24 protein-coding genes are annotated in these 21,045 nt (G+C 42.6%); 11 read left to right on the top strand and 13 right to left on the bottom strand.

Translation table 11 applies throughout. The features are described from left to right. The first annotated feature begins 107 nt into the window (after positions 1-107). The 6 genes from hypF (at position 108) to hypB (ending at position 5,990) form a co-directional block, all read left to right on the top strand. On the top strand, positions 108-2,375 hold the full coding sequence (gene hypF / locus MUP17_06845; protein MCJ7458690.1) for a carbamoyltransferase HypF: 2,268 nt from the start codon (positions 108-110) through the stop codon (positions 2,373-2,375). A 1-nt stretch (position 2,376) separates the two neighbouring features. After that, the gene (locus MUP17_06840; protein MCJ7458689.1) at positions 2,377-2,601 is read left to right on the top strand and encodes a HypC/HybG/HupF family hydrogenase formation chaperone; all 225 of its coding nucleotides are present in this window, start codon (positions 2,377-2,379) and stop codon (positions 2,599-2,601) included. Then, positions 2,594-3,730 (top strand): hydrogenase formation protein HypD, encoded by a 1,137-nt coding sequence (hypD, locus tag MUP17_06835; protein ID MCJ7458688.1) that lies wholly within the window; start codon positions 2,594-2,596, stop codon positions 3,728-3,730. The genes MUP17_06840 and hypD overlap by 8 nt, the downstream gene beginning before the upstream one ends. A 198-nt stretch (positions 3,731-3,928) precedes the next feature. Then, positions 3,929-4,954 carry a hydrogenase expression/formation protein HypE gene (gene hypE, locus MUP17_06830; protein MCJ7458687.1) on the top strand — a complete coding sequence of 342 codons (1,026 nt, stop codon included), beginning with the start codon at positions 3,929-3,931 and terminating at the stop codon, positions 4,952-4,954. A gap of 10 nt (positions 4,955-4,964) precedes the next feature. Further along, the gene (gene hypA / locus MUP17_06825) at positions 4,965-5,309 is read left to right on the top strand and encodes a hydrogenase maturation nickel metallochaperone HypA (protein MCJ7458686.1); all 345 of its coding nucleotides are present in this window, start codon (positions 4,965-4,967) and stop codon (positions 5,307-5,309) included. Positions 5,310-5,318: 9 nt separating this feature from the next. Next, a complete protein-coding gene (gene hypB, locus MUP17_06820; GenBank protein MCJ7458685.1) occupies positions 5,319-5,990 on the top strand; it encodes a hydrogenase nickel incorporation protein HypB in 672 nt (223 codons plus the stop codon). A 309-nt stretch (positions 5,991-6,299) separates the two neighbouring features. On the opposite strand, the gene MUP17_06815 is transcribed toward hypB, so the two are convergent. From MUP17_06815 to MUP17_06770, 10 genes are all read right to left on the bottom strand, one after another. Next, positions 6,300-6,875: a hypothetical protein gene (locus tag MUP17_06815; GenBank protein MCJ7458684.1), complete on the bottom strand. Its 576-nt coding sequence runs from the start codon at positions 6,873-6,875 to the stop codon at positions 6,300-6,302. A gap of 22 nt (positions 6,876-6,897) precedes the next feature. After that, entirely contained in the window at positions 6,898-7,683 is a 786-nt protein-coding gene (locus MUP17_06810; GenBank protein MCJ7458683.1) for a hypothetical protein, read from the bottom strand. Positions 7,684-7,724: 41 nt separating this feature from the next. Next, complete coding sequence (locus MUP17_06805; GenBank protein MCJ7458682.1) at positions 7,725-8,198, bottom strand: hypothetical protein; 474 nt, start codon at positions 8,196-8,198, stop codon at positions 7,725-7,727. Between the two features lie 656 nt (positions 8,199-8,854). Continuing rightward, positions 8,855-9,610: a DUF169 domain-containing protein gene (locus tag MUP17_06800; protein ID MCJ7458681.1), complete on the bottom strand. Its 756-nt coding sequence runs from the start codon at positions 9,608-9,610 to the stop codon at positions 8,855-8,857. 41 nt (positions 9,611-9,651) lie between these two features. Further along, on the bottom strand, positions 9,652-10,335 hold the full coding sequence (gene phoU / locus MUP17_06795) for a phosphate signaling complex protein PhoU (protein MCJ7458680.1): 684 nt from the start codon (positions 10,333-10,335) through the stop codon (positions 9,652-9,654). Between the two features lie 275 nt (positions 10,336-10,610). Beyond that, positions 10,611-11,381, bottom strand: a complete 771-nt coding sequence (gene pstB, locus MUP17_06790) for a phosphate ABC transporter ATP-binding protein PstB (protein ID MCJ7458679.1) — start codon at positions 11,379-11,381, stop codon at positions 10,611-10,613. Between the two features lie 65 nt (positions 11,382-11,446). After that, positions 11,447-12,352 carry a phosphate ABC transporter permease PstA gene (pstA, locus tag MUP17_06785; protein ID MCJ7458678.1) on the bottom strand — a complete coding sequence of 302 codons (906 nt, stop codon included), beginning with the start codon at positions 12,350-12,352 and terminating at the stop codon, positions 11,447-11,449. Continuing rightward, entirely contained in the window at positions 12,353-13,315 is a 963-nt protein-coding gene (pstC, locus tag MUP17_06780) for a phosphate ABC transporter permease subunit PstC (GenBank protein ID MCJ7458677.1), read from the bottom strand. A 200-nt stretch (positions 13,316-13,515) separates the two neighbouring features. Beyond that, positions 13,516-14,349, bottom strand: a complete 834-nt coding sequence (locus MUP17_06775) for a phosphate ABC transporter substrate-binding protein (GenBank protein MCJ7458676.1) — start codon at positions 14,347-14,349, stop codon at positions 13,516-13,518. A 19-nt stretch (positions 14,350-14,368) separates the two neighbouring features. Next, positions 14,369-15,616: an OprO/OprP family phosphate-selective porin gene (locus tag MUP17_06770; GenBank protein MCJ7458675.1), complete on the bottom strand. Its 1,248-nt coding sequence runs from the start codon at positions 15,614-15,616 to the stop codon at positions 14,369-14,371. A 287-nt stretch (positions 15,617-15,903) separates the two neighbouring features. Between MUP17_06770 and MUP17_06765 the strand changes: the two genes are divergently transcribed. The 5 genes from MUP17_06765 to MUP17_06745 all read left to right on the top strand — a co-directional run bounded on the left by MUP17_06765 (position 15,904) and on the right by MUP17_06745 (position 18,626). Then, entirely contained in the window at positions 15,904-16,434 is a 531-nt protein-coding gene (locus MUP17_06765; protein MCJ7458674.1) for a DUF1579 domain-containing protein, read from the top strand. A 77-nt stretch (positions 16,435-16,511) separates the two neighbouring features. Next, positions 16,512-16,874, top strand: coding sequence for a sulfite exporter TauE/SafE family protein (locus tag MUP17_06760; GenBank protein ID MCJ7458673.1), 363 nt, complete (start codon positions 16,512-16,514; stop codon positions 16,872-16,874). Positions 16,875-17,174: 300 nt separating this feature from the next. Continuing rightward, on the top strand, positions 17,175-17,729 hold the full coding sequence (locus MUP17_06755) for a hypothetical protein (GenBank protein MCJ7458672.1): 555 nt from the start codon (positions 17,175-17,177) through the stop codon (positions 17,727-17,729). 49 nt (positions 17,730-17,778) lie between these two features. Next, the gene (gene mscL / locus MUP17_06750) at positions 17,779-18,222 is read left to right on the top strand and encodes a large conductance mechanosensitive channel protein MscL (GenBank protein ID MCJ7458671.1); all 444 of its coding nucleotides are present in this window, start codon (positions 17,779-17,781) and stop codon (positions 18,220-18,222) included. 167 nt (positions 18,223-18,389) lie between these two features. Beyond that, positions 18,390-18,626 (top strand): hypothetical protein, encoded by a 237-nt coding sequence (locus MUP17_06745; protein MCJ7458670.1) that lies wholly within the window; start codon positions 18,390-18,392, stop codon positions 18,624-18,626. A 275-nt stretch (positions 18,627-18,901) separates the two neighbouring features. On the opposite strand, the gene MUP17_06740 is transcribed toward MUP17_06745, so the two are convergent. From MUP17_06740 to MUP17_06730, 3 genes are all read right to left on the bottom strand, one after another. Continuing rightward, positions 18,902-19,198, bottom strand: a complete 297-nt coding sequence (locus MUP17_06740; protein ID MCJ7458669.1) for a hypothetical protein — start codon at positions 19,196-19,198, stop codon at positions 18,902-18,904. A gap of 63 nt (positions 19,199-19,261) precedes the next feature. Beyond that, positions 19,262-19,894 (bottom strand): transcriptional repressor LexA, encoded by a 633-nt coding sequence (lexA, locus tag MUP17_06735; protein ID MCJ7458668.1) that lies wholly within the window; start codon positions 19,892-19,894, stop codon positions 19,262-19,264. A gap of 392 nt (positions 19,895-20,286) precedes the next feature. Continuing rightward, entirely contained in the window at positions 20,287-21,018 is a 732-nt protein-coding gene (locus MUP17_06730) for a tetratricopeptide repeat protein (protein MCJ7458667.1), read from the bottom strand. Positions 21,019-21,045: the final 27 nt, after the last annotated feature.

Raw genomic sequence — 21,045 nt, 5'->3', positions numbered from 1 at the left:
TTGTGAAAAATTTAACAAAGTAGCTTGCTAAATCGTATTAAGTATGTTATATTAATCCTGTTAATTCATTTAAGCGAGTCTCTTCATAACTTTCCATTTTTTGTAAGATGCCTGGCGTCAGAATCGAAATCAGAGGGATTGTTCAGGGGGTAGGTTTTAGACCATTTATCTACAACTTAGCAAGAAAATTTGGTCTGAAGGGTTACGTTTTAAACGACACCGACGGTGTGGAGATTGAAGCAGAAGGGGGAAAAATTGATTTAGATAGATTTCTTAGCGGAATAAGAAGGGCAGCCCCTTCTCAATCAAAAATAGTAGAAATGAAGACTTTGAAGATTGCTAGCCAGGGTTTTAGGGATTTTACGATCAGGGAAAGCAAAAAAAAGGAGACCAGAACCGTCTTAGTCTCACCGGATTTGGCTACCTGCCCGGATTGTCTGAATGAGCTGTTTAACCCAGAGGACAGAAGGTTCAATTACCCGTTTTTGAACTGCACTAATTGTGGACCCAGATTGACCATCATCCAGGATACGCCTTATGACAGAGAGAAAACCACGATGTCTGCATTTAAGATGTGCGCGGATTGCAATCAGGAATATCATAATCCTCAAAATAGGAGATTTCATGCTCAACCCAATGCCTGTCCGGTTTGCGGCCCGAGATTAACTTTAACAGATAATCAGGGAAACAGGCTAAGCACCACTGACCATATTCTCACCACGATAGGACTTCTCAAAAAAGGTTACATAATTGCCATTAAAGGGATAGGCGGGTATCATTTAGCCTGCGATGCTATGAATAAGAAGGCTGTCTCCGTTTTGAGGAAAAGAAAATATAGGGAAGATAAGCCATTTGCATTGATGGCAAAAGACCTGAAAACCATCCGCAGGTTTTGTCATCTTAATCCATCTGAAATTGAATTATTACGATCAGTTCAGCGGCCGATCGTCCTCCTGAAAAAGAAAAAAGTCAATTTAATTGCTCCGGAAGTGGCACCCCTCCAGAAAAATTTTGGGGTGATGCTCCCTTACTCTCCTTTACACCATCTTTTGCTCAAGGATTCGAATTTGATCCTGGTAATGACCTCAGGCAACCAGTCGGATGAGCCTATAGCTTATGAGGATAAAGAGGCTTTTGAAAGATTAAAAAAGATAGCAGATTATTTTCTGTTTCACAATCGGGAGATACACAGAAGGTGTGATGATTCGGTAACCAGGGTATTCAGAGGTGAGGAGATGAACTTAAGAAGGGGGAGAGGGTATGTTCCTCTTCCTTTAAAAGTGGACTTACATTTCAGAAAACACATCTTAGCCGCAGGCGCACAGCTCAAAAACACCTTCTGTTTAGCCCGGGACAGTTTTGCATTTCCCAGCACCCATATAGGAGATCTGGAGAATTATGAAACCCTGGATTTTTACTCTAAGGAAATAGAGAGGTTCAAAAAGCTCTGCTCGGTCAAGCCGGAAGTTGTGACTTACGACATGCATCCTGAATATTTGTCCACCAAATATGCTTTATCTTTGCAGAATATCAGGAAGATTCCAGTTCAACACCACTATGCCCATATTGCCAGTTGTATGGCTGAAAATAAAATTAGCCAGAAAGTGATCGGGGTTGCCTTTGACGGGACCGGGTATGGTGAGGATGAAAATATTTGGGGTGGAGAGTTCCTCCTTGCGGATCTACAAGGTTTCCAGAGAATAGCTCATTTCAAATATGTCCCTATGCCAGGGGGAGAGGCAGCTATAAAGAATCCCTGGATGATGGCGGTTTCATATCTCTATGCCTGTTACGGGGAAGATTTTTTAAACCTGAATTTAGAATTCGTCAGGAAGATCGACTTTTCGAGATGGGAAATTATACGAAAAATGCTGGATCAGAAGGTGAATCTTTTTTTGACCTCCAGCGCAGGCAGACTTTTCGATTCGGTCTCAGTCCTCTTGAACTTCAGGGAGAAAACCAACTATGAAGGACAGCCGGCAATTGAATTAGAGTTCTGGGCAGAGGAAAACATCAAAGGGAAATATGACTATGAGATAATCAAGGAAAATGATTTGTACCTAATCCGTCCAGATCTGATAATAAAAGGCGTGGTGAATGACTTAATTAAAAAGCAGAGGAAATCAAAAATTTCCGCCAGATTTCATAATACCATAGCTCAGATCATAAATGAAGTCTGTTCAAGATTAAGAAAAGAATATGACCTGAATTCAATCTGTCTATCAGGAGGGGTTTTTCAGAATATGCTTCTGCTTAGTAGGACTTATGCGCTTTTAAATAAGAATAAGTTCAGAGTTTACACCCATCATCTGGTTCCTCCAAATGATGGAGGTATCTCGTTAGGGCAGGCAATAATCGCCAATCAGAGGGTCTAATATGTGTTTAGGTGTTCCGGTAAAAATCGTGCAGATAAAAGGAAATAAAGGGGTTGCTGAGTTCAAAGGGGTCAAAAAGAAAATCAATTTAGAGCTTCTGGAAAACGTCAAAAAAGGTGACTACGTGATTTTGCATGCCGGTTTTGCGATTCAAAAGATGGAGCCAGAAGATGCGTTGGAAACCTTGAAATTATTTGAGGAACTTGCTGGATTTGGAAATGAATAGAAACTTTCAAGACGAATTTTCTAATTCGAAGATAACTCAAATGCTGGCAGAAAAGATCAGAGATGCCGCCAGAAAGATCAAAAAAAATATTGCCCTGATGGAGGTATGCGGGACGCATACGGTTGCCATTTTCAGGTCTGGAATCAAGAGCATTTTGCCAGACAACATAAAATTGATCTCTGGACCGGGGTGTCCGGTCTGCGTGACGCCGAATAATTATCTGGACAGAGCCGTTGCTTTTTCCAGATTAGATCATACCGTACTTTGTACATTCGGGGATATGATGAAAGTGCCCGGCTCTTCCTCCTCTTTAGAAAAGGAGAAAACCGGCGGGAAAGATATAAGGATCGTCTATTCCACGCTGGATGCCTTGAAGATCGCCCGGGAGAATCCTGATAAAAAAATAATCTTCCTGGGAGTCGGATTTGAAACTACTGCTCCTACAGTGGCGGTTGCTTTAAAGGAAGCCAGAAGGAAAAAGGTCAGAAACTTTTACGTTTTGTCAGCTCACAAACTGGTCCCGCCGGCTTTAAGATTTTTAGCTGAATCGAAGGATTTGAAAGTAGATGGGTTTATCTGCCCCGGACATGTAAGCACTATCATCGGGACAAAACCTTATGAATTCCTGGTAAGGGAATTTAAAATTCCCTGCGTCATCTCCGGATTTGAGCCTTTAGACCTTTTCCAGTCCCTTTATATTTTGTTGAGTCAGATACAAAAGAAAAAACCCGAGATCTCTAATCAGTATGTTCGCGCAGTCAAAGGCAATGGAAATCTGAAGGCATTAGGGCTGATGGATGAGGTTTTTGAGAAAGAGGATTCAGTGTGGCGAGGGATAGGTACGATCCCGCTCTCCGGTCTGAGGATTGGAGATGATTATAAAGAATTCGATGCTCTTACACAGATAAACGTGCAGGTAGAGAAAAGCAGAGAGCCTAAAGGGTGTCTGTGTGGTCTGGTGATTCAGGGAAAGAAGACTCCCTTAGATTGCCCTTTCTTTGCAGTGAAGTGCAGTCCCCGGAATCCCATAGGTCCCTGTATGGTCTCATCTGAGGGTTCCTGTCAAGCTTATTTTAAGTATGGGCAAAAGGGTTATGTGAAAAAAACAGTGGAGTTGAAAAGAATGTAGCCTGTGTTTCTTATGAACCCTTAAGGGTGCGACTACCAGCTTCCCGTAGCTTTAACAGTTCAAAGCCACTTTAGTGGCGTATCCTCACCCGATCCTCTCCCTTTAGGAGAAGGAAAAAGATAGAACTGACTAAAGTCAGTTAGAACACTGTCTCGCACTCTCAAAGGGTGCGGCTACTTTCTATGAGAGGTAAATTAGATGGCAAAAAAACATAAGTCAGGCGACAAAATTAGCCTTTCACACGGCGCCGGCGGGAAGCTGTCCCTGGATTTAATCACTCATCTGCTTAAAGGGAACTTCGATAACAAAATCCTGAACAGGTTGGAGGACTCGGCGGTCTTCGAATTAAACGGACAAAAAATCGCCTTCACCACTGATTCCTATGTGATCCAGCCAATCTTCTTCCCGGGTGGAGATATAGGGAAATTAGCAGTCTGCGGGACTATCAATGACTTGTCGGTTGTGGGTGCAAAGCCGCTTTACCTTTCCTGTTCTTTGATAATCGAGGAGGGGTTAGATAAAAGTATTTTGGAGAAAATCATCTTATCTATGAAGAAAACCGCTCAAAAAGCAAGAGTGAAGATTGTGACCGGGGATACTAAAGTGGTGGGAAAGGGAAGCGCGGACAAAATATTTATCAATACCTCAGGAATTGGCACCATTGGAGACGGAATCGGTTTAGGAAGAGAGAAGATAAGAATTGGAGATAAAATTATCCTCAGCGGAACGATAGGCGACCACGCCACAGCCGTTTTGTCTTCAAGGGCTGGTCTGGAATTCCAGACCGGGATAAAAAGCGACTGTGATTTTCTTTCTGACCTGATCGGCTCGATTCTTAAATTTAAAGATAAGATAAAATTCATGCGAGACCCCACGCGCGGAGGCTTAGCCTCAGTCTTGAATGAGATGGTCGAAGGCAAGAGACTCGGCGCTCTTCTGTACGAGGATAAAATTCCGATCAGGGATGAAGTCACCGGGTTCTGCGAGCTTTTGGGATATGACCCATTGTATCTGGCAAATGAGGGTAAGGTGATAGTTGTCGCTGCTTCTAAAGTAGCAAAAGAAGTCCTGAAAATTATGAAAAGAAATAAACTGGGCAAAGATGCTGAAATCATAGGAGAGATAACCGCAGAATACAAAGGTATGGTGGTTCTTAAAACCAGATATGGAGGAACCAGAGTCGTGGATATGCCCACAGGTGAGCAGTTCCCGAGAATCTGTTAAAGGAATAATTATGCACGAACTTTCATTAGCCCAGGGAATTATACAGGTGATCGAAGAGGAACTTGAGAAAAGGAAGGAAAAAGGAACGGTTCAGAAGATTAACCTCCGAATAGGCCAGCTTTCCTGCGTAGAGCCGGAGGCATTGCTGTTTTCCTTTGAGTTCTGTTCTAAAGAGACTCAGTGTGAAAACGCAGTGTTAAATATCGAGAAGGTCCCTCTTGCCTGTGAATGTCAAAACTGCGGGAAAAATTTCTTACCAAAGGAAGCCGTTTTTGTCTGCCCGGATTGTAAGTCCTGCCGGATAAAGATATTGTCCGGAGAAGAATTTTATATAGACTCTTTTGAGATAGAATAGGAGCAGATTATGAAGATAAAAGTTTTGAAGGATGTTCTCAAAGCCAATGATACCATCGCCGAGGAAAACCGAACTATATTGAGAAAAAAAGGGATTTTAACCTTAAACCTCATGAGTTCACCCGGTGCAGGGAAGACCCTGATCTTAGAAAAGACCGTGGAGAGATTGAAAAAAGATTTCAAAATCGGGGTAATCGAAGGTGACGTCTCAACCTCAAATGATGCCCGGAGATTAGCCAGATATGATATCCCGGTAATCCAGATAAATACCGATTCCATAGGCGGTGCCTGTCATCTGGATGCTAACATGGTCAAAGAGGCGCTGGGCTCTCTTGATCTATCTTCAATTCAAATCCTTTTTATAGAGAATATCGGAAACCTGATCTGTCCAGCCGGGTTCGATTTAGGTGAGGATAAAAAAATCATCGTTTTGAGCCTGACCGAGGGTGAGGATAAACCGGTTAAATATCCGGTTGCTTTCCGAAAAGCTGATTTACTGCTGGTCAACAAACTCGACCTGTTAAATCATCTGGACATAGATTTGGAGCTTTTGCTTAAGAACAGCAGGAAGGTAAATCCTGGACTCAAATCTATACAGCTTTCTGCAAGAACAGGCGAGGGGATTGATGAATGGGCGCAGTGGATAAAAAAGAACCTGGTTCTGAAGACTAAAAAGTCATGAGTGTAGGGGCACGGCGCAGTTCGACAGGCTCACTGCTTTGAGCGAAGTCGAAGAGCGCCGTGCCCCTACATTTTTTGTGTATAGAGATTCTAATGCAACCTTCACCTTTCTCTTGATCAAAGCCTAAGAAATTAAATACATATTCCTGCTTGTTTGCAATGAACGTTTCACGCTCATGACCACTGAAATGAAAGTTTGGATTGGATATATCTAATTTCCCTTCTGCGATTATAGTGATCCATGTTGTGTCAGGAGCTACTCCTGACACCGGTTCCTGTCAGGTCTAGGACCTGACAGAACACTAAAAAGTCATATAGTCGTTGCCCTTATAGACTTGTTTAATTCTTGTCTTTTCCGTTCTGTATACCCCGGAAACCAACTACTAAAGCCCAGAGGTATAAGAGTAAAAATCCATGAAATAAAAATGAAATTAGCTGAGAAAGTATCATGAGAACACAGTTTGTATAGAACATATACCTCAATCAGAAATATCGGTAGTGTAAAAAACATATGGTGAGGAAGTGCATATCTGCTAAGTGACTCTGGATTAAGGAATGTCCTACTTCTTGAGTTTTCCCAATGTAGAATACCTTGTAAACTATTAGGAAGTATAGAAGTCCATTCGTTTTGAAGGTAGTTTACTAAAGCTGCTACTACCAATTGATGGATATGAAGCAAATATATACCACCCAAGAGGAACCAAGGAATAATAAGGAGAATTGCATATGCGTTTTCCTTTTGAATTACATATCCTACGAATGCAGCCAAGACAGTTAGACAAACAAGATAAATTCGTTCCTGCATTTTAATATGTAATAATATATCTTCTCTCGCTGTCCGGTAATAGGATAGCAGAAATTCTGTGTTTTCTGTAGTATCTGCCATTTAAGTCTCCTCCCAAATATTATTATTTCTTGATTTCAAGCAACTTTTCGAGAATGGTTTGGGTTGTCCTTTCACTTATTATGCTTCCAAAGTGTCTTCCGAGTTCAAAGGCTCCATAGACAAGAAGCGTTAGAAGCAAGGTCACCATAATAAGAGGTATATTAAAGTTCCGTGCATTCCATGCCAGCAGACCTCTAACTCTCCGAGAATAATTAATTGAACATACCCCGTTAGTGTGAGTCACCCTAGAGTTGCCCTCCTCATCAAATTTGGGATCACGATAGGACCAGACTATAACTGAGATTTCATTTTTAGGACGAAGAGAACCCAGGGAAATCTCATTCGTAAAATTAGCGGGGGTTTGTCTTTGTTCCCCACGATTAATCCAGTATATTCCTCCAAATGGTAGCTCAAGATTTAAACCAGTAACTTCCTTAGATCCCTTATTATATACTTTGAAAAAAAATATTGAATGAAAATGAATCAAGTCCTCAACATTAAACGGGTATTTCGGTAAGAGATATGACCTAAGATATTCAACTGCCTCTAATTGCTCGTTTTTGTCTTTGATTGACCTAAAGACCGGTTGTAAACTATCTAGGTTCACCATACTTCGGAAATAGTTATATTCCGGCACAAGAGGTAATGGAATTCTAAAAAGGGAATAGTCGCCTTCTGCGGAGATATCATATTCGGGACCCTTGAAATATCCGACAATCTGCAAGATTAACAATATGGCTCCAAGAACAATAGAAATCTTCCCGATCCATGCCCAAATATTTTTTGAACTTTTCTCATCTCCGTTCATCTACATTGCCTCCAATAATTTTGGTTATTTTATTCAGAGTTCTATTTCTTCTGAGCTTCTAGCTCTTTTTTAATTGATTCCCTGATTTCCACAAATCTATCAATGAAATGATTTCTATCTTCCAATGTTAGGTTTCTTTGTTTTACGAGATAGTCATTTTTAATCTGAATTAAGACCTCTACTTGTTGAACGAGTCCTGCTTCTTTAGCGTGACGTATACTGTGCTCAAGGAAAGAAAGAGCCCGTTCTTTGTCTTCATCGCCTGTAAACATGAAAAGAATAAGACTAGCTATCATTCCACCTAAGCTATACATTGCTAATTCCTTAGAAGGAGGTCCTGTTTTCTTTGTCTCTTCAATTTCTAGTGCCTCTAGTATAAGCTCACGACTTCCCCACTTTGCCGATTTTATCCTGTCAATTAAGTGACTAATAGGTCTTCTTAGAAATAGAAATATCACAAAAAACAGAAATGACCAGATAAGTGTCTGCAATATTGCTGTTAGATTTAAGCTCATAATATGTGCCTTTCTTTATATGTAATTAGTAGACCTAGGTATAAAAATCACGTAGTTTAATTATATATGAATACAAAAATTAATTAGATTAATCAAGTGTCTTTTTCTAGTTTACCTTGATTCACCCTGAATGCTCCTTCAGGCAATCCAGTCTCCTATCGATGTTGCCTCTTCCCGAATGACTTCTTGAAAGCATGAACCAAGTCCCCAAAGAGCCTGATAATCTCCAGTAGAATCAATCTTAGTTGCTTAATTAGTTTTAGAATTGCTGGAAGAAGGAGTGTCAGTAGGGCAAACAGCCCAAGTAATTTAAGAACGGTCTCGGTCACAAATAAAATACCTCCGTTGATTGTTTCTTCTAATCAACTTTTTCATTAATCCCATTTCCATCATCATCCATATAGGCATTGTTTAACTTTAACAAAAAAAGCCTGCAACGCACCGTTCAAGTGCTATTACAGGCTTCTTTGCCTTAAAATTCTTTTACCTTAATTTCTTATACTAAATAGGAAGTAACTTGTCAAGTAAAATTTTTGTATCTTGAGATTCTTTTACATCTTTTTTAGAGTCCATCAAGTTGTAGGTCCGGAGCTGCTGGTTCCTTGATCTATTCTTTTGTCTGGTGCTCAGGGCACCTGACCTACTGAACTCCCGACCTACTTTATCTTACTAATTCTCTTATTCACTTCACTCCAGGTAGGAGTTATCAGGAAGCTTTCCTCCATATTCTCAATCATCCGGTAAAACTTTTTCATCGGTGCGGCAAAGGTGATAACATCCGCCGGTATACAAGGACGAGCTGAAGGGTCAAACATTCCGATAACGCCTCTGGGATGCTCAGATTCCCTCTCAAGATGTGGATAGTGAACAATGGCACTACAGCCTGAGCCAAAAGGGCAAATTACTCCATTCGGTTCAACCTCGTCAAAACTTGCCAGGGTGAAAAGTCCGGAGAGAACGTCTGGCTGGGCAAAGAAGATAGCCACCTCAGGATTATCTGATTCTTCAAGCAGGTCCCATCTCTTGAAAACTATGAACTTATGAGGTGCCTTGAATACTGGCATCCTTTTCATAACCTCTTTGACCAGCTCCGGGGATTTCTTATAGCGTTCCCCTTCGAGCTCCCCCGGAATGCCGCAGGAAAGGAAATATTCGAAGTTAGGTCTGATCTTTTCGGAAAAGCCAAAATACCTTTTTCCACCGGGACAACCGGTTGAGTCCAAACCAAAGAAAAGAGATTTTCCCTTTCTTACATTGGATAGAGCGCAAATGACACAACGATTTTCCTGAGTTTTCTCAACTTCCTCGACTCCCTTTATCATGTCAGTGTAGTAGAAGCAAATAGGGAGTTCCGCCCCATCAAAATATTTTTTCCAGAGCCGGGTGAATTTGTCTCTAATTTTTATGTCCATGATTCCCTCCGTTTAAGGTAGGGGCAATTCATGAATTGCCCCTACGACTGAATTCCTTTTTCTTGTTCGATATGATGCCTGATGTCCTTTCCCTGTACTAAATAGATGACATCCTCACATATATTGGTGGCGTGGTCGCCGATTCTTTCCAAGTGCCTGGAAACCAGAATTAATTCTAAAGCCCGGGGGATGGTTGATTGATCACCTAACATAAAAGTCAAAAGCTCCCTGAAAACCTGATCTTTTAAAGCGTCAACCTCATCATCCCGTGTCAAAACTGAACGGGCTAAATTCACGTCCCGGTTAATAAATGCATCTAAACTATCTTTTACCATCTTTTGTGTTATATCCGCCATCCGGGGTATGTCGATCAAAGGTTTCAGTTGGGGCTGTTTTATCAGCACAGCAGCTCGCTGGATGATGTTTACTGCCAGGTCCCCGATCCTCTCAAGCTCAGCATTGATTTTCATGGCTGAGGTGATAAACCTTAAATCGGTTGCCATCGGCTGTCTCAAAGCTAAAAGCTTCAAACATAACTCATCGATTTCTATTTGCAGATGGTTTACCTTTATCTCAGCCTCATTCACTTCTTTGAATAAAGAATCATCCCTTTCAGTCAAAGATTTTGCCGCCTTATAGATCATAGATTCAGCCAGGCCTGCCATAAATAAAAGCTTTTCTTTAAGAGACCTAAGCTCCTCATCGAAATGCCTGTGGATTTCCATATTTTCTTCCTTTCTCAATCAGAGATATATTTGAATGTAAGGCTTAGGGTGTGTTGAGAAAACCTACCCTGTCATTCTGAGGGAGTCCGAATGGACGACCGAAGAATCTCTTTATTATTTTGAGGGATTCTTCGTCCACCTTCGGCGTACTCAGAATGACACTTTATTAGTTCCAGTTTTTCAACAATTCCTTTCTCTTTAACTTTGCCTTCGCGTCTTTAGAAAAGGGTAAACCTGAAAGTTTACCCTCCAAATTCTTTTATTCCTGCCAATCTTCATCCGAATCGACCAGTCACGTAATCCTCGGTTTTCTTGTCCCTGGGATTGGTAAATATATTTGAAGTCTCATCGAACTCCACTAACTCCCCTAAAAAGAAAAATCCAGTATAGTCTGAAATCCGGGCAGCCTGCTGCATATTATGGGTTACTATTACAATGGTATAGTTTTTTTTCAGGTCTGAAATCAACTCCTCGATTTTGGCAGTAGAGATCGGGTCCAAGGCAGAAGCCGGCTCATCCATCAAAAGAACCTCCGGCTGAACAGCCAGAGCCCTGGCAATGCAGACTCTCTGTTGCTGACCGCCGGAGAGTCTCATGGCGGATTGGTCTAACTTATCCTTGACCTCATCCCATAAAGCAGCATCTCTTAAAGTCTTTTCCACGGTATCCTCCAGAATGGTCTTATCGGTAATCCCCTGAATCCTTAAACCATAAGAGACATTCTCGAAAATCGACTTGGGAAACGGGTTTGATTTCTGAAAAACCATTCCCACCTTTCTCCTCAGTTCCGAAAGGTCAATGTCTCTGGTATAGATATCCGTTCCATCAAAATAAATTTTACCTGAAACTTTGGTTCCTGGAATCAAATCGTTCATCCGGTTCAGGCATCTCAAAAAAGTCGATTTACCACAACCAGATGGACCGATGAAAGCAGTGACCTGGTTTTCCTTTATGCCGACGGAAATATTTTTTAATGCCTGGGTACTACCGTAGAAGAAATTCAGTTTTTCAACCAAAATCTTGGGCGAAAGAGTTTCTGCCTGCATTTCTTCAGCTTCAGGTATTTCGATCTTAGATTTTATCTCTTCATCCATCATCTTACAGCTCATAATCAGATAGTCTGTCTCATCTGTCTTCTTACTTTGGACCTGATAAATATAGCAATAAAGTTCAAAAGTAAAGTCAAAATTAAAAGAACCAGAACGGTTCCATAAAGGATCGGCTTGGTGGCTTCCACATCCGGGGATTGGGTCGCCATCACATAGACATGATAACCCAGGTCCATAAACTGGTCAGTTGGTTTGTGCGGGAGGTAGGGTAAAAAGTAAGCCGCGCCGGTGAACATTATAGGAGCTACTTCTCCAGCTCCCCGGCTGATGGAAAGAATGGCACCGGTCAAAACTCCGGGAAGCGCCTGAGGAAGGATTATCCTTCTTATAGTCTGCCATTTAGTAGCACCCAAAGCCAGGGAAGCTTCTCTGGTTTCTTTAGGAACCGCCCTCAAGGCTTCCTCTGCGGCAACCACAACTACTGGCAGGTTCAGAAGCGCTAAGGTCAAAGCTGCCCACAAAAGACAGGGTTGTCCCCAGATGACTTCCAGACCAAAGAATTTATCCATTCCTGCTCCGATGAATTGTATGAAAAACCCCAATCCAAACAGCCCGAAGACGATCGAAGGTACACCAGCCAGGTTATTCACGGCAAAACGGATCGTTCTGGTCAGGACAGATTCAGGTTTCGCATATTCGTGCAAATAGATTGCAGTCATCACACCGACAGGGAGAACCGCTATTATCATTAAGATAACTAAAGCCACGGTCCCGAAAATTGCCGGGAAGATCCCGCCTGCGGTCATCCCCTCCCTCGGAGCTTGGGTGATAAACTCCCAGCTTATGATCTTATGTCCGTGTAGAACCACATTCCCGATTATCACGAACAAGATGGCAAAAATAATCAGGGTAGCTAACAAGGTCAAACTGGTGAAAAATGAGCCAAACAAATTTATTCTGAATCTCATTTAAACCTTCCCTGCTAATTTCCTTTGTAATCTTCCCACCACCAGATGAGCTAAGGAATTTATAATCAAGGTGAAGACAAAAAGGGAGGCACCGATGAAAAATAAGACATTGTAATGCGCACTGCCTTGCACTACCTCTCCTAACTCTGCGGCGATGGTGGCAGACATAGTGCGGACTGAATCAAAAATGTTGGCAGATAGCATAGAGGCATTTCCGGAAGCCATTAGAACTATCATTGTTTCCCCAACCGCCCGGCCCAGCCCTAAGATAATACCCGCCAGTACACCGGGCATAGCTACTGAAAGAGAAACTCTAAAGGCGGTCTGCCAGCGATTAGCTCCTAAAGCCAGGGAGGCCTCTTTCAAACTTCTGGGCACGGAGTTCAGAGAATCCTCAGCCAAAGAATAAATCACGGGGATGATGGCAAAGCTTAATGCTACCCCGGCATTGAAAGCATTTAGACGCATGGTGGAATGAAAGATGCCGTGAAAAAATGATGCCATCACCATTAAAGCAAAAAATCCCAGAACCACGGAGGGGATACCCGCCAGAATCTCCACAATCGGCTTGATGAATTCCTTCAGTTTAACCGGTGCAAACTCCGAGGTATAAATAGCTGCTCCAACCGAAAGGGGAATAGAAAAAAAGAGAGCGACTATTACTACTTTAAAAGTTCCGACGATTAAAGAGATTAAACCGTATCGGGGAAAGTCGGAAACTGGCTGCCAGATTGCCGTAGAAAAGAAAAGCTTCAAGCTTGCTTCTTTCTTTACCTCTGGGCTGGTCAATACTGGCAGGGCTTCCTTGAAAATGAAAAAAAAGATGAGAACAACACCCAGGATTGCTAAAAAAGAGGACAAAAAGATTATTTTTTCGATTATAAACTCAGATAAACGGAATCTTCTCTTAAAAATAATGGACTCCGCCTGCTGTTTCTTTTCAATAGTCTTCGAGTTTTCCATCTTTCTTGCTCTTGACGGATGTTATCATCCGTCCTGGTATCCTGCTGGATGATAACATCCAGCAGGAGCATTAATTCCCCCCCACCTTGATGAATTGGGATGGGGGGATGGATTAATGTGATACCCTGCTCACCCTATCTCTCTATCACCAGGAGAGAGATTGTAGGGGCGTTTAATTAAACGCCCCCAGAGTAAAAAACCTACTTCACCGGGAAATATCCAACTTTGCTTACAATTTGCTGTCCCTGTTCAGACAGAACGAAATCCACCAATTTCTTTATTTCGCCGGTGGGTTTGTTCCTCAGATACCAATACAAATAGCGCGATATTGGATATTTACCGCTCTTCACATTTTCTAAAGTAGGTTCATAGCCTGGTGTCTGGGTATCTTTTTTAACTTTGCAGTACTTCACCCCTTTAGCATAAGCGGCTCCGCCATAACCGATTCCATATTTGTCTTTTGCTATCGCGTTCACGATGGCTGCTGTTCCTGGAAGGGTCTGTGTCTGGGATGCAAAATCTGCACCTGTTAAAACATTTTCCTTAAAATAGACATAGGTACCGGAGCTATTCTCCCTACCGTAGAGAACTATCTTGGCGTCCTCTCCACCTAATTCTTTCCAGTTGGTAATTTTTCCAGTATAAATTCCCTTTAATTGAGCAAGGGTCAACTCAGAGACCCTGTTTTCCTCGTTTAGATAAATCGATATTCCATCCCGTGCTACCGGGATCTCGACTCCGGTGGTATTAAACCGTTCTTTTAATTTATCAATTTCCGATGGCTTAATTGGTCTGGAAGCCTCACAGATGTCGGTTGAACCGTTAATCAGCGAGGCAATTCCCACTCCGGAGCCGCCACCAGTTACCTGAATGACCACCCCTGGATTCTGGCTCATATAGACTTCTGCCCATCTTTGACCCAGAATAAGCAAAGTGTCAGAGCCTTTTACAGTAATGGTTTTTCCGGCAAAAACTGATAAGCCGGTTGCAACTGACAGAACCAGGATTATACTGGGTATTAATAGCTTTTTCATCTGTTCCTCCTGATAATATTTAAAACATGAACTGAAATTGCAAGGTAAATCTGTTGTCCTTGCGGTCGCCCGAATATTTAGTAAATAATGAATTTTCCTTAAGCTGATGAGGTATGTCATAGGCTGCAGTTATTCTGACATAAGAATCCCAGAAATAATGCAGAGCTAAAGATAAGGTGCCGGTGGCATCATTCTTCACATTCGAATCGGTATTAGGGTCCCAGTAGTCATATCTGGCCGCAGCTCCGAACCTGGTGAAAATATTCTGGGATACCCAAAAATACCAGCCTCTTTCATCTTTGTCATTATCCTTTGCCTGGTAATATTCCCCTCTGATACCTGTTCCGCCTAAGGGCAGAAAGTCAAGATAGACCTGGGCATCAGCTCCGTACCTTATCTTATCTTTTTCCACTGCTGGGACCGCAGCTCTAGGTGCGGAAGTCTTAATTTCGCCTGCGTCTATGATTCCATTTCCATTTGCATCATACCAGATGGTTACTCCGGACACAGCCGCACTTCCGGGGAAGTAGACCTTTCCCCAATAGCCGGAGAGTCCGAAATCAACCATCCCCAGCTTAACTTTAGCTCTGCCAATTACATCTTTTGCTTTGGTAGGGTCAAACCAGGTGAAGTTCTTGTCCTCTATTCCATAACCCTGGAAAAGACCCGCGTTGATCTGGAGATATTTTGGTAAAACCCAGGTGAGATTTACTCCCCGGTCTCTTTCGCCTTTGAAAAGATTGTTTTCTGCCAAGCTTCTTTCGGGGAAATCTCTTTTAGAAGAAGAGTATTCGATCTCATATCCGAAAGGATAGTTGAACTGTCCAAAAGTCAGGGTGAGATTATGTTTTCCAATACCCTTGTAAAGCTCAACATAAGCCTCTTTCAAGGAGACAGTATTTTTTGAAGCATCAAAATAGATAACATATTTACTGGCAGAACCGGGCTGGATCGTGAACTTTATTCTTCCCCTCCGGATGTAGAAATTATTGGCATTTAGATTTTTGGAGACATCATAACCTCCCGCCACTCCATTCTGGGAACTGTCATTATATTCATACCTTGCCTGGATGTAGCCGGAGATTTTCACCCATTTCAGAATGGAAACATCACTATTAAGAGTTGCCACGTTCTCCGAAATCCCGTCTAACCGGTCTTTCATTTCCTGAAGGGCAATCTTGACACTATCATCTGGAGTCTGCGCCCAGGGTTGGGTTAAATTTATAGTTACTAATATAAGCAAGATCAAAAAAAAATTTGTTTTCATGTTTTCTCCTCTTTTGTATGAATTTCCAATTTTAACTCTTCAGACTTGCAGACTTAACTTATTATACCACCTCCTGATAAAATATTTTCTCACAATTAAAAAATTTATCATTTTTTTCGACTACAAATTAAACGTTCGCCATATTACACCTGTGTTAAGCCAGGGTTAAATCTGTGTTAAAAAAGACTTGCTTTTTAGGAGGAGATAGGATAAGATAATCAGAGTTCAAAAAAGCTGATTATGCTGGCAAAGAAGACATCTTTAAAATCAACTACAGGAGGAACCAGATGATACGTAAACTGCTGTTAGTTCTCATCCTGATTCCCGTGTTAGCATTAGCCCAGGAGGAAAAGAAGGAGGATATCTGGGCGCCGTTCCGGTATTTTGTGGGCAAATGGGAAGGGACCGGAAAAGGGCAATCAGGTGTTTCAAAGCTTCAGGCAGAAGCGAAATTCGTGCTCAATAACCGGTATCTTGAGCTTTCGGGCAAGCTGGTATTTGAACCAAAGGACAAGAGCAAAAAAGGGGAAGTGTACGAGGATATGAGTTTTTTAAGCTACGATCAGATAAGAAAGAAATATGTGCTCAGACAATTCAGCGCACCGGGCTTTGTAACCCAGTACGTTCTGGATAGTCTTCCCACAGACGGGAAAACTTTTGTTTTCGTCTCAGAAAGCATGGAAAATATCCCTCCCGGCTGGAAAGCAAGATCTACCTATCGCATTCTGAATAAGGACGAGTTTCACCAGACTTTTGAGCTGGCTGCTCCGGGAAAAGATTATGAGTCAGTTTCTGAAAGCGATGTCAGGCGAAAGTGACGGGAGAAGGGTCAGCAGCCATCGGTTTTTCAACATCTGTCTTCTGGAAGATATTAAAAGAAAGGAGAACACAAAATATGACTAATGTTTTTTTGCTTTTGCTTTTAGGGTTCGCCACTGGAATTCTAAGCGGGATGATTGGGGTGGGGGGAGGGATAATCGTCATACCGGCGCTGGTTCTCTTGTTTGGATTCTCCCAGCATCAAGCCCAGGGAACTACCCTGGCTATGCTGGTCCCGCCGATAGGAATACTTGCCGCCTGGACCTATTACAAGGCAGGGTATGCGGATTTGAAAACCGCGGGTCTTCTGTGTCTGGGTTTCTTTTTCGGTGGATTGATAGGCGCCAGGATAGCAACGGGCTTGCCAAACGTTATCCTGCAAAGGATATTCGGGGTTGCGCTGTTTCTGATTTCCCTGAAGATGATATTTGCTAAATAAGAAATCGCTTAGTTCAAATTCAACCGATCTTTTTTTGACTTGATTTTAGAAGGTAGCCGCAAGTCCTACGGTGGCTACGCCAGACGTAGTCTCCGCTAGCAGGACTTCAGCTTGCGTAATGTGATTGAAGCGTCAAACTCAGACATAAAGTCTACGCTATCGAACATTTGATATTTATGAACAGGTAAGGATGCTTGTTCCACCATTCTGGATCTACGTAACGTGAAAATTGCTTGACTTCCGAAAGATTATGAACAAGATGAGGGAAGATAAAATTAATTAATTGAAAAGGAGGTCAAAATGCGCTCCGCTAAAATCTTAATTTTGCTTGGAGTAGTAATCTTTCTTACTGGCTGTGTGCCATCTCTTCATCCACTGTTTACTGACAAAGATCTGGTCTTTGATCATGCACTTGTGGGGACCTGGGTGGACGAAGATGGAAAAAATACCTGGGAATTTCAGAAATCAGGGGAGAATGCTTATGAACTGGTCTATACTGAAAACGAAGAACCTGCTAAATTCCAGGCACACCTGCTCAAATTAGGGGGTTTTCTTTTCCTGGATATCTTCCCGGAGGAGCCGGAGATGAAAAATGGTTTGTATAAAGGTCTGCTTATCCCGGCTCACGGTTTTTCGCGAATCTGGATAGAGGGAGACCTTGTTAGGCTGGCTTATCTGGATCCTGATTGGCTTAAGGGGATGATTGATAAGAAGAAAGTTAATATAGGTCATGATTTTATTGATCAAAGCATTCTCCTGACAGCTCAGACCAAAGAGCTGCAGAAGTTCGCTGTCAAATATGCAGAGGATGCTAAGGCATTTTCGGTTAAGACTGAATTACATCGCCAAAGATAATAAAAAATCGAAAGGCGATAAAAACTTAACTCGTCAAAGGAGGGATGAAATGTTCAAAGAGTTCAAAGAGTTTGCCATGCGGGGGAATGTGCTGGATATGGCAATCGGTATCATCATCGGTGCGGCTTTTGGTAAGATCATTACCTCACTGGTGAGTGACGTGATAATGCCGCCGATAGGGCTGCTCCTGGGTAAGTTAGATTTCTCAAACCTATACATTAACCTATCCGGGCAGCCTTATGCCTCGCTGGCAGCGGCTAAAGCTGCTGGCGCATCTACAATTAATTACGGTTTGTTCATCAACACTGTGATCGACTTCATCATCGTGGCATTTGTAATTTTCTTATTGATCCGGCAGGTCAACAAATTAAAGCGCCAGCCAGAAGTGGCTTCGGCTGTTCCTACAACCAAGGAATGCCCGTATTGTCTGTCAGTTATCCCGATCAAAGCAGTTCGCTGCCCGCACTGCACGTCGGAATTGAAATCAACGTAAAAAGGTAGGGGCACGGCATGCCGTGCCCCTACTAAGAATCACGTTCTTGATAAACCCAGACGCTACGAACTGCTCAGGGTTGGAGATTTTTCGCCGTTGAGCCCAAAATGACAGGGGGTAGGGGTGCTGTGCAATGTGCGTCATATATTTTGAAGGGAACACACCTTATGAAACGTAAGTGGTTTGAAAAGTTCGGATGGATTTATCGGCCAACTTCACTAATGGGCTGGGCAATTACATTAATTACGTTAAGCCTGTGTGTCTGGGTTTTCCTTGCCGTTGATAGGAGATCGCATTCGGTCAGTGATACCTTGATAGATATTTTCCCTTATGTTGCTTTGTTCCTCATTATCTGGGGATGGGTTGCTTCAAAAACATCTATTTTCTCAAATAAAGATGAGTGAATTCAGCTAATACCCGCATCTGAGTTCGTTGTAAATTCGAAATGTAGGGGCACTTGTTCAGCCAACGGCGGCAAGCCCTTATTAAAAATCAACGTCCGGGATAAACCCGGACGCTATCAACAAAAAAAGAAAGATTCTTCGTCCCCTACGCGGACTCAGAATGGGAATAATGAGCTGGGCTGTCATGCTGAGTCCGCCACAGGAGGACGAAGCATCTAATTATAATGCAAAAGCAAATCTCAAGACACAGATTACGTGCTTTTGCACCCCAATTTTTATTCGACCCAGAGCTTACTTAAGCTCCAGGTCTGATATTCCTCATTGTAGGTCAACTGAAAAAAGTTAGAAGCTGAATCAGTGACCGAGAAATGCCAGCATCTTTTTTCACCCAGATCGCTTTTCCATTTATTTTCCAGGCGTAGAATTTTATAGGTTTTTCCCTTCCATCTGAATTTCAGGGGCAATATTTTACCTTTTTGAAATAGGGCTATTACCTCCACCTGTTCATCGATGTCCTGATACATAAAAGAAAGGTTCAAAAGTTCAAGGTTTAAGGGTTCAAACGACCTCACCCCAGCCCTCTCCTTTTAAGGAGAGGGGGAAAGCCTTTGCTACCACCTATGACCTACTACCTATCACCTGTATTTTCTCAGCAGCCCGATGACTTTGCCGGCGATGAAAAAGTCAGGGGTTCTCTTATCCACGACTATGGGACCGTACTCCGGATTGGCTGGCTCCAGCCTGACTTTATTTTTCTCCGGAAAATACCTTTTCACAGTTGCCTCATCGCCGATCATTGCCACAACTATCTCTCCTTTGTCTGCGGTGTTCTGCTGCTGGGCTAAAACGTAGTCTCCGTTTAAAATCCCTGCATCCCGCATACTATCTCCGACCACCTTTAAAAAGAAAATTCCATCCCCGGGAAAAAGCGTTTTGTCTATCCCTATGCTCCCCTCAACATTCTCAACTGCCAGGACCGGCAATCCGGCGGATATCCTTCCCAGCAACGGGACCGAGACTAAGGCAGGCTTGACCCGGCCGATTGAGCTGCTGACCAACCTCAGAACCTCAATTCCCCTGGAAAGCAGAGGTTTCCTGCGGATATAACCTTTGACACTCAAAGCGGATAAGATTGCTCTTACACCATTGGTGGAGGCGATCCTGAATTTCTTGCCTATCTCCCTGATAGTTGGCGGGAACCCGTTTTTCTCGGTCGTCTCGGAGATAAAATCAAGTACCTCCTTTTGCCTTCTGGTCAATTCTTTCATTTCTCCTCCCTTGAAAAAAAATCTAAAGTCTAAGATTGCGTAGGGGTGAAGCTTGTTGAGTTTTGCGAAACCCAGTTTTTTGGGTTTCCACCCTCATCTGCCCAAGGCGTCCAATTGGACGCCCCTACGCCGCTTTAGCCTATTGCCATACTAAATATACTGCACATTAGTGCAGTTGTCAAGAGAAAAATGAAAAAAATGATAAAAAGGATTCAAAGATTCAGGGAGTCAAGGGCAAGGTAAAAGTAGGACGAAAGAAGTTAGACGAGAGACAAGAAAAAACAGAAAATGAGGAATGTGGAATTGGGAATAGAGAAAAGCAAGGGAGGGGTTTATCCCTCCCTTGCTTCTTATATTTCAGTCTGCGCAATTATTGAGTATGGAATTTCTATTTATTGTCCTTTCAACATCTTTCTCTGAGCTTCTTCCATATCGATCTGCTGCTTTAACCCAGAGGCATGGCCCTCAGAGATTTTTTCCAGGACTTTTATCTGCTGTCTGGCCTTATCAGCCCTTCCTCTTTCCAGATAAACCAGTCCTAATTCATACTGGGCAGAAGTATCTTTTGGATGGGCTTTAACTGCCTGCTCGTATTCCAGGAGAGCCAGGTCATAATAAACACCCCGCAAATTATAGAAAGCCAGGGCATTGGAGGTATCTTTTTCCACTATTTTTTTGTATGGCTCGGTCGCTTTTTCCGGAGAAGTGCCCTTTTTGTAGAATACCTGTTTGCCATCGTCTTTATAAAGATAGGAATGATCGATTTGAGCGGCTTTGGTCCAGGCCATAACCCCCTGGGTATAATACAATGATCCCAGAACATAATGTAACTTGGGATATTTCGGGTCGAGTCTGCCCACGGTTTTGTATTCTCTCAAAGCATCGTCGAAAAGCTTCTTGTGCTGGTAAAAGGTTCCCAGATGATAATGGGCTTCCACCCATTTCGGCTCAAGCCTGATAGCCTCTTTCAATTCCACTATGGCTTTGGACAGCTCATTGGCTTTCAGTCTCATAGCTTCATCAAAATGTTTTTGAGCTTCCTTGCTTACTCCAAAGGCTGAGATGGGGAGTAAGAATATAAAGATGACAGGTATCAACCAGGTAAATCTACGGGAAATGGACATATCCTCTCCTTTCAAAAAGGTTCAAAG

The organism is Candidatus Zixiibacteriota bacterium, from assembly GCA_022865345.1.
Lineage (GTDB): Bacteria > Zixibacteria > MSB-5A5 > MSB-5A5 > RBG-16-43-9 > RBG-16-43-9.
Note: the sequence above shows the minus strand (reverse complement) of the source record. Positions and strands in the feature narration are given on the sequence as shown.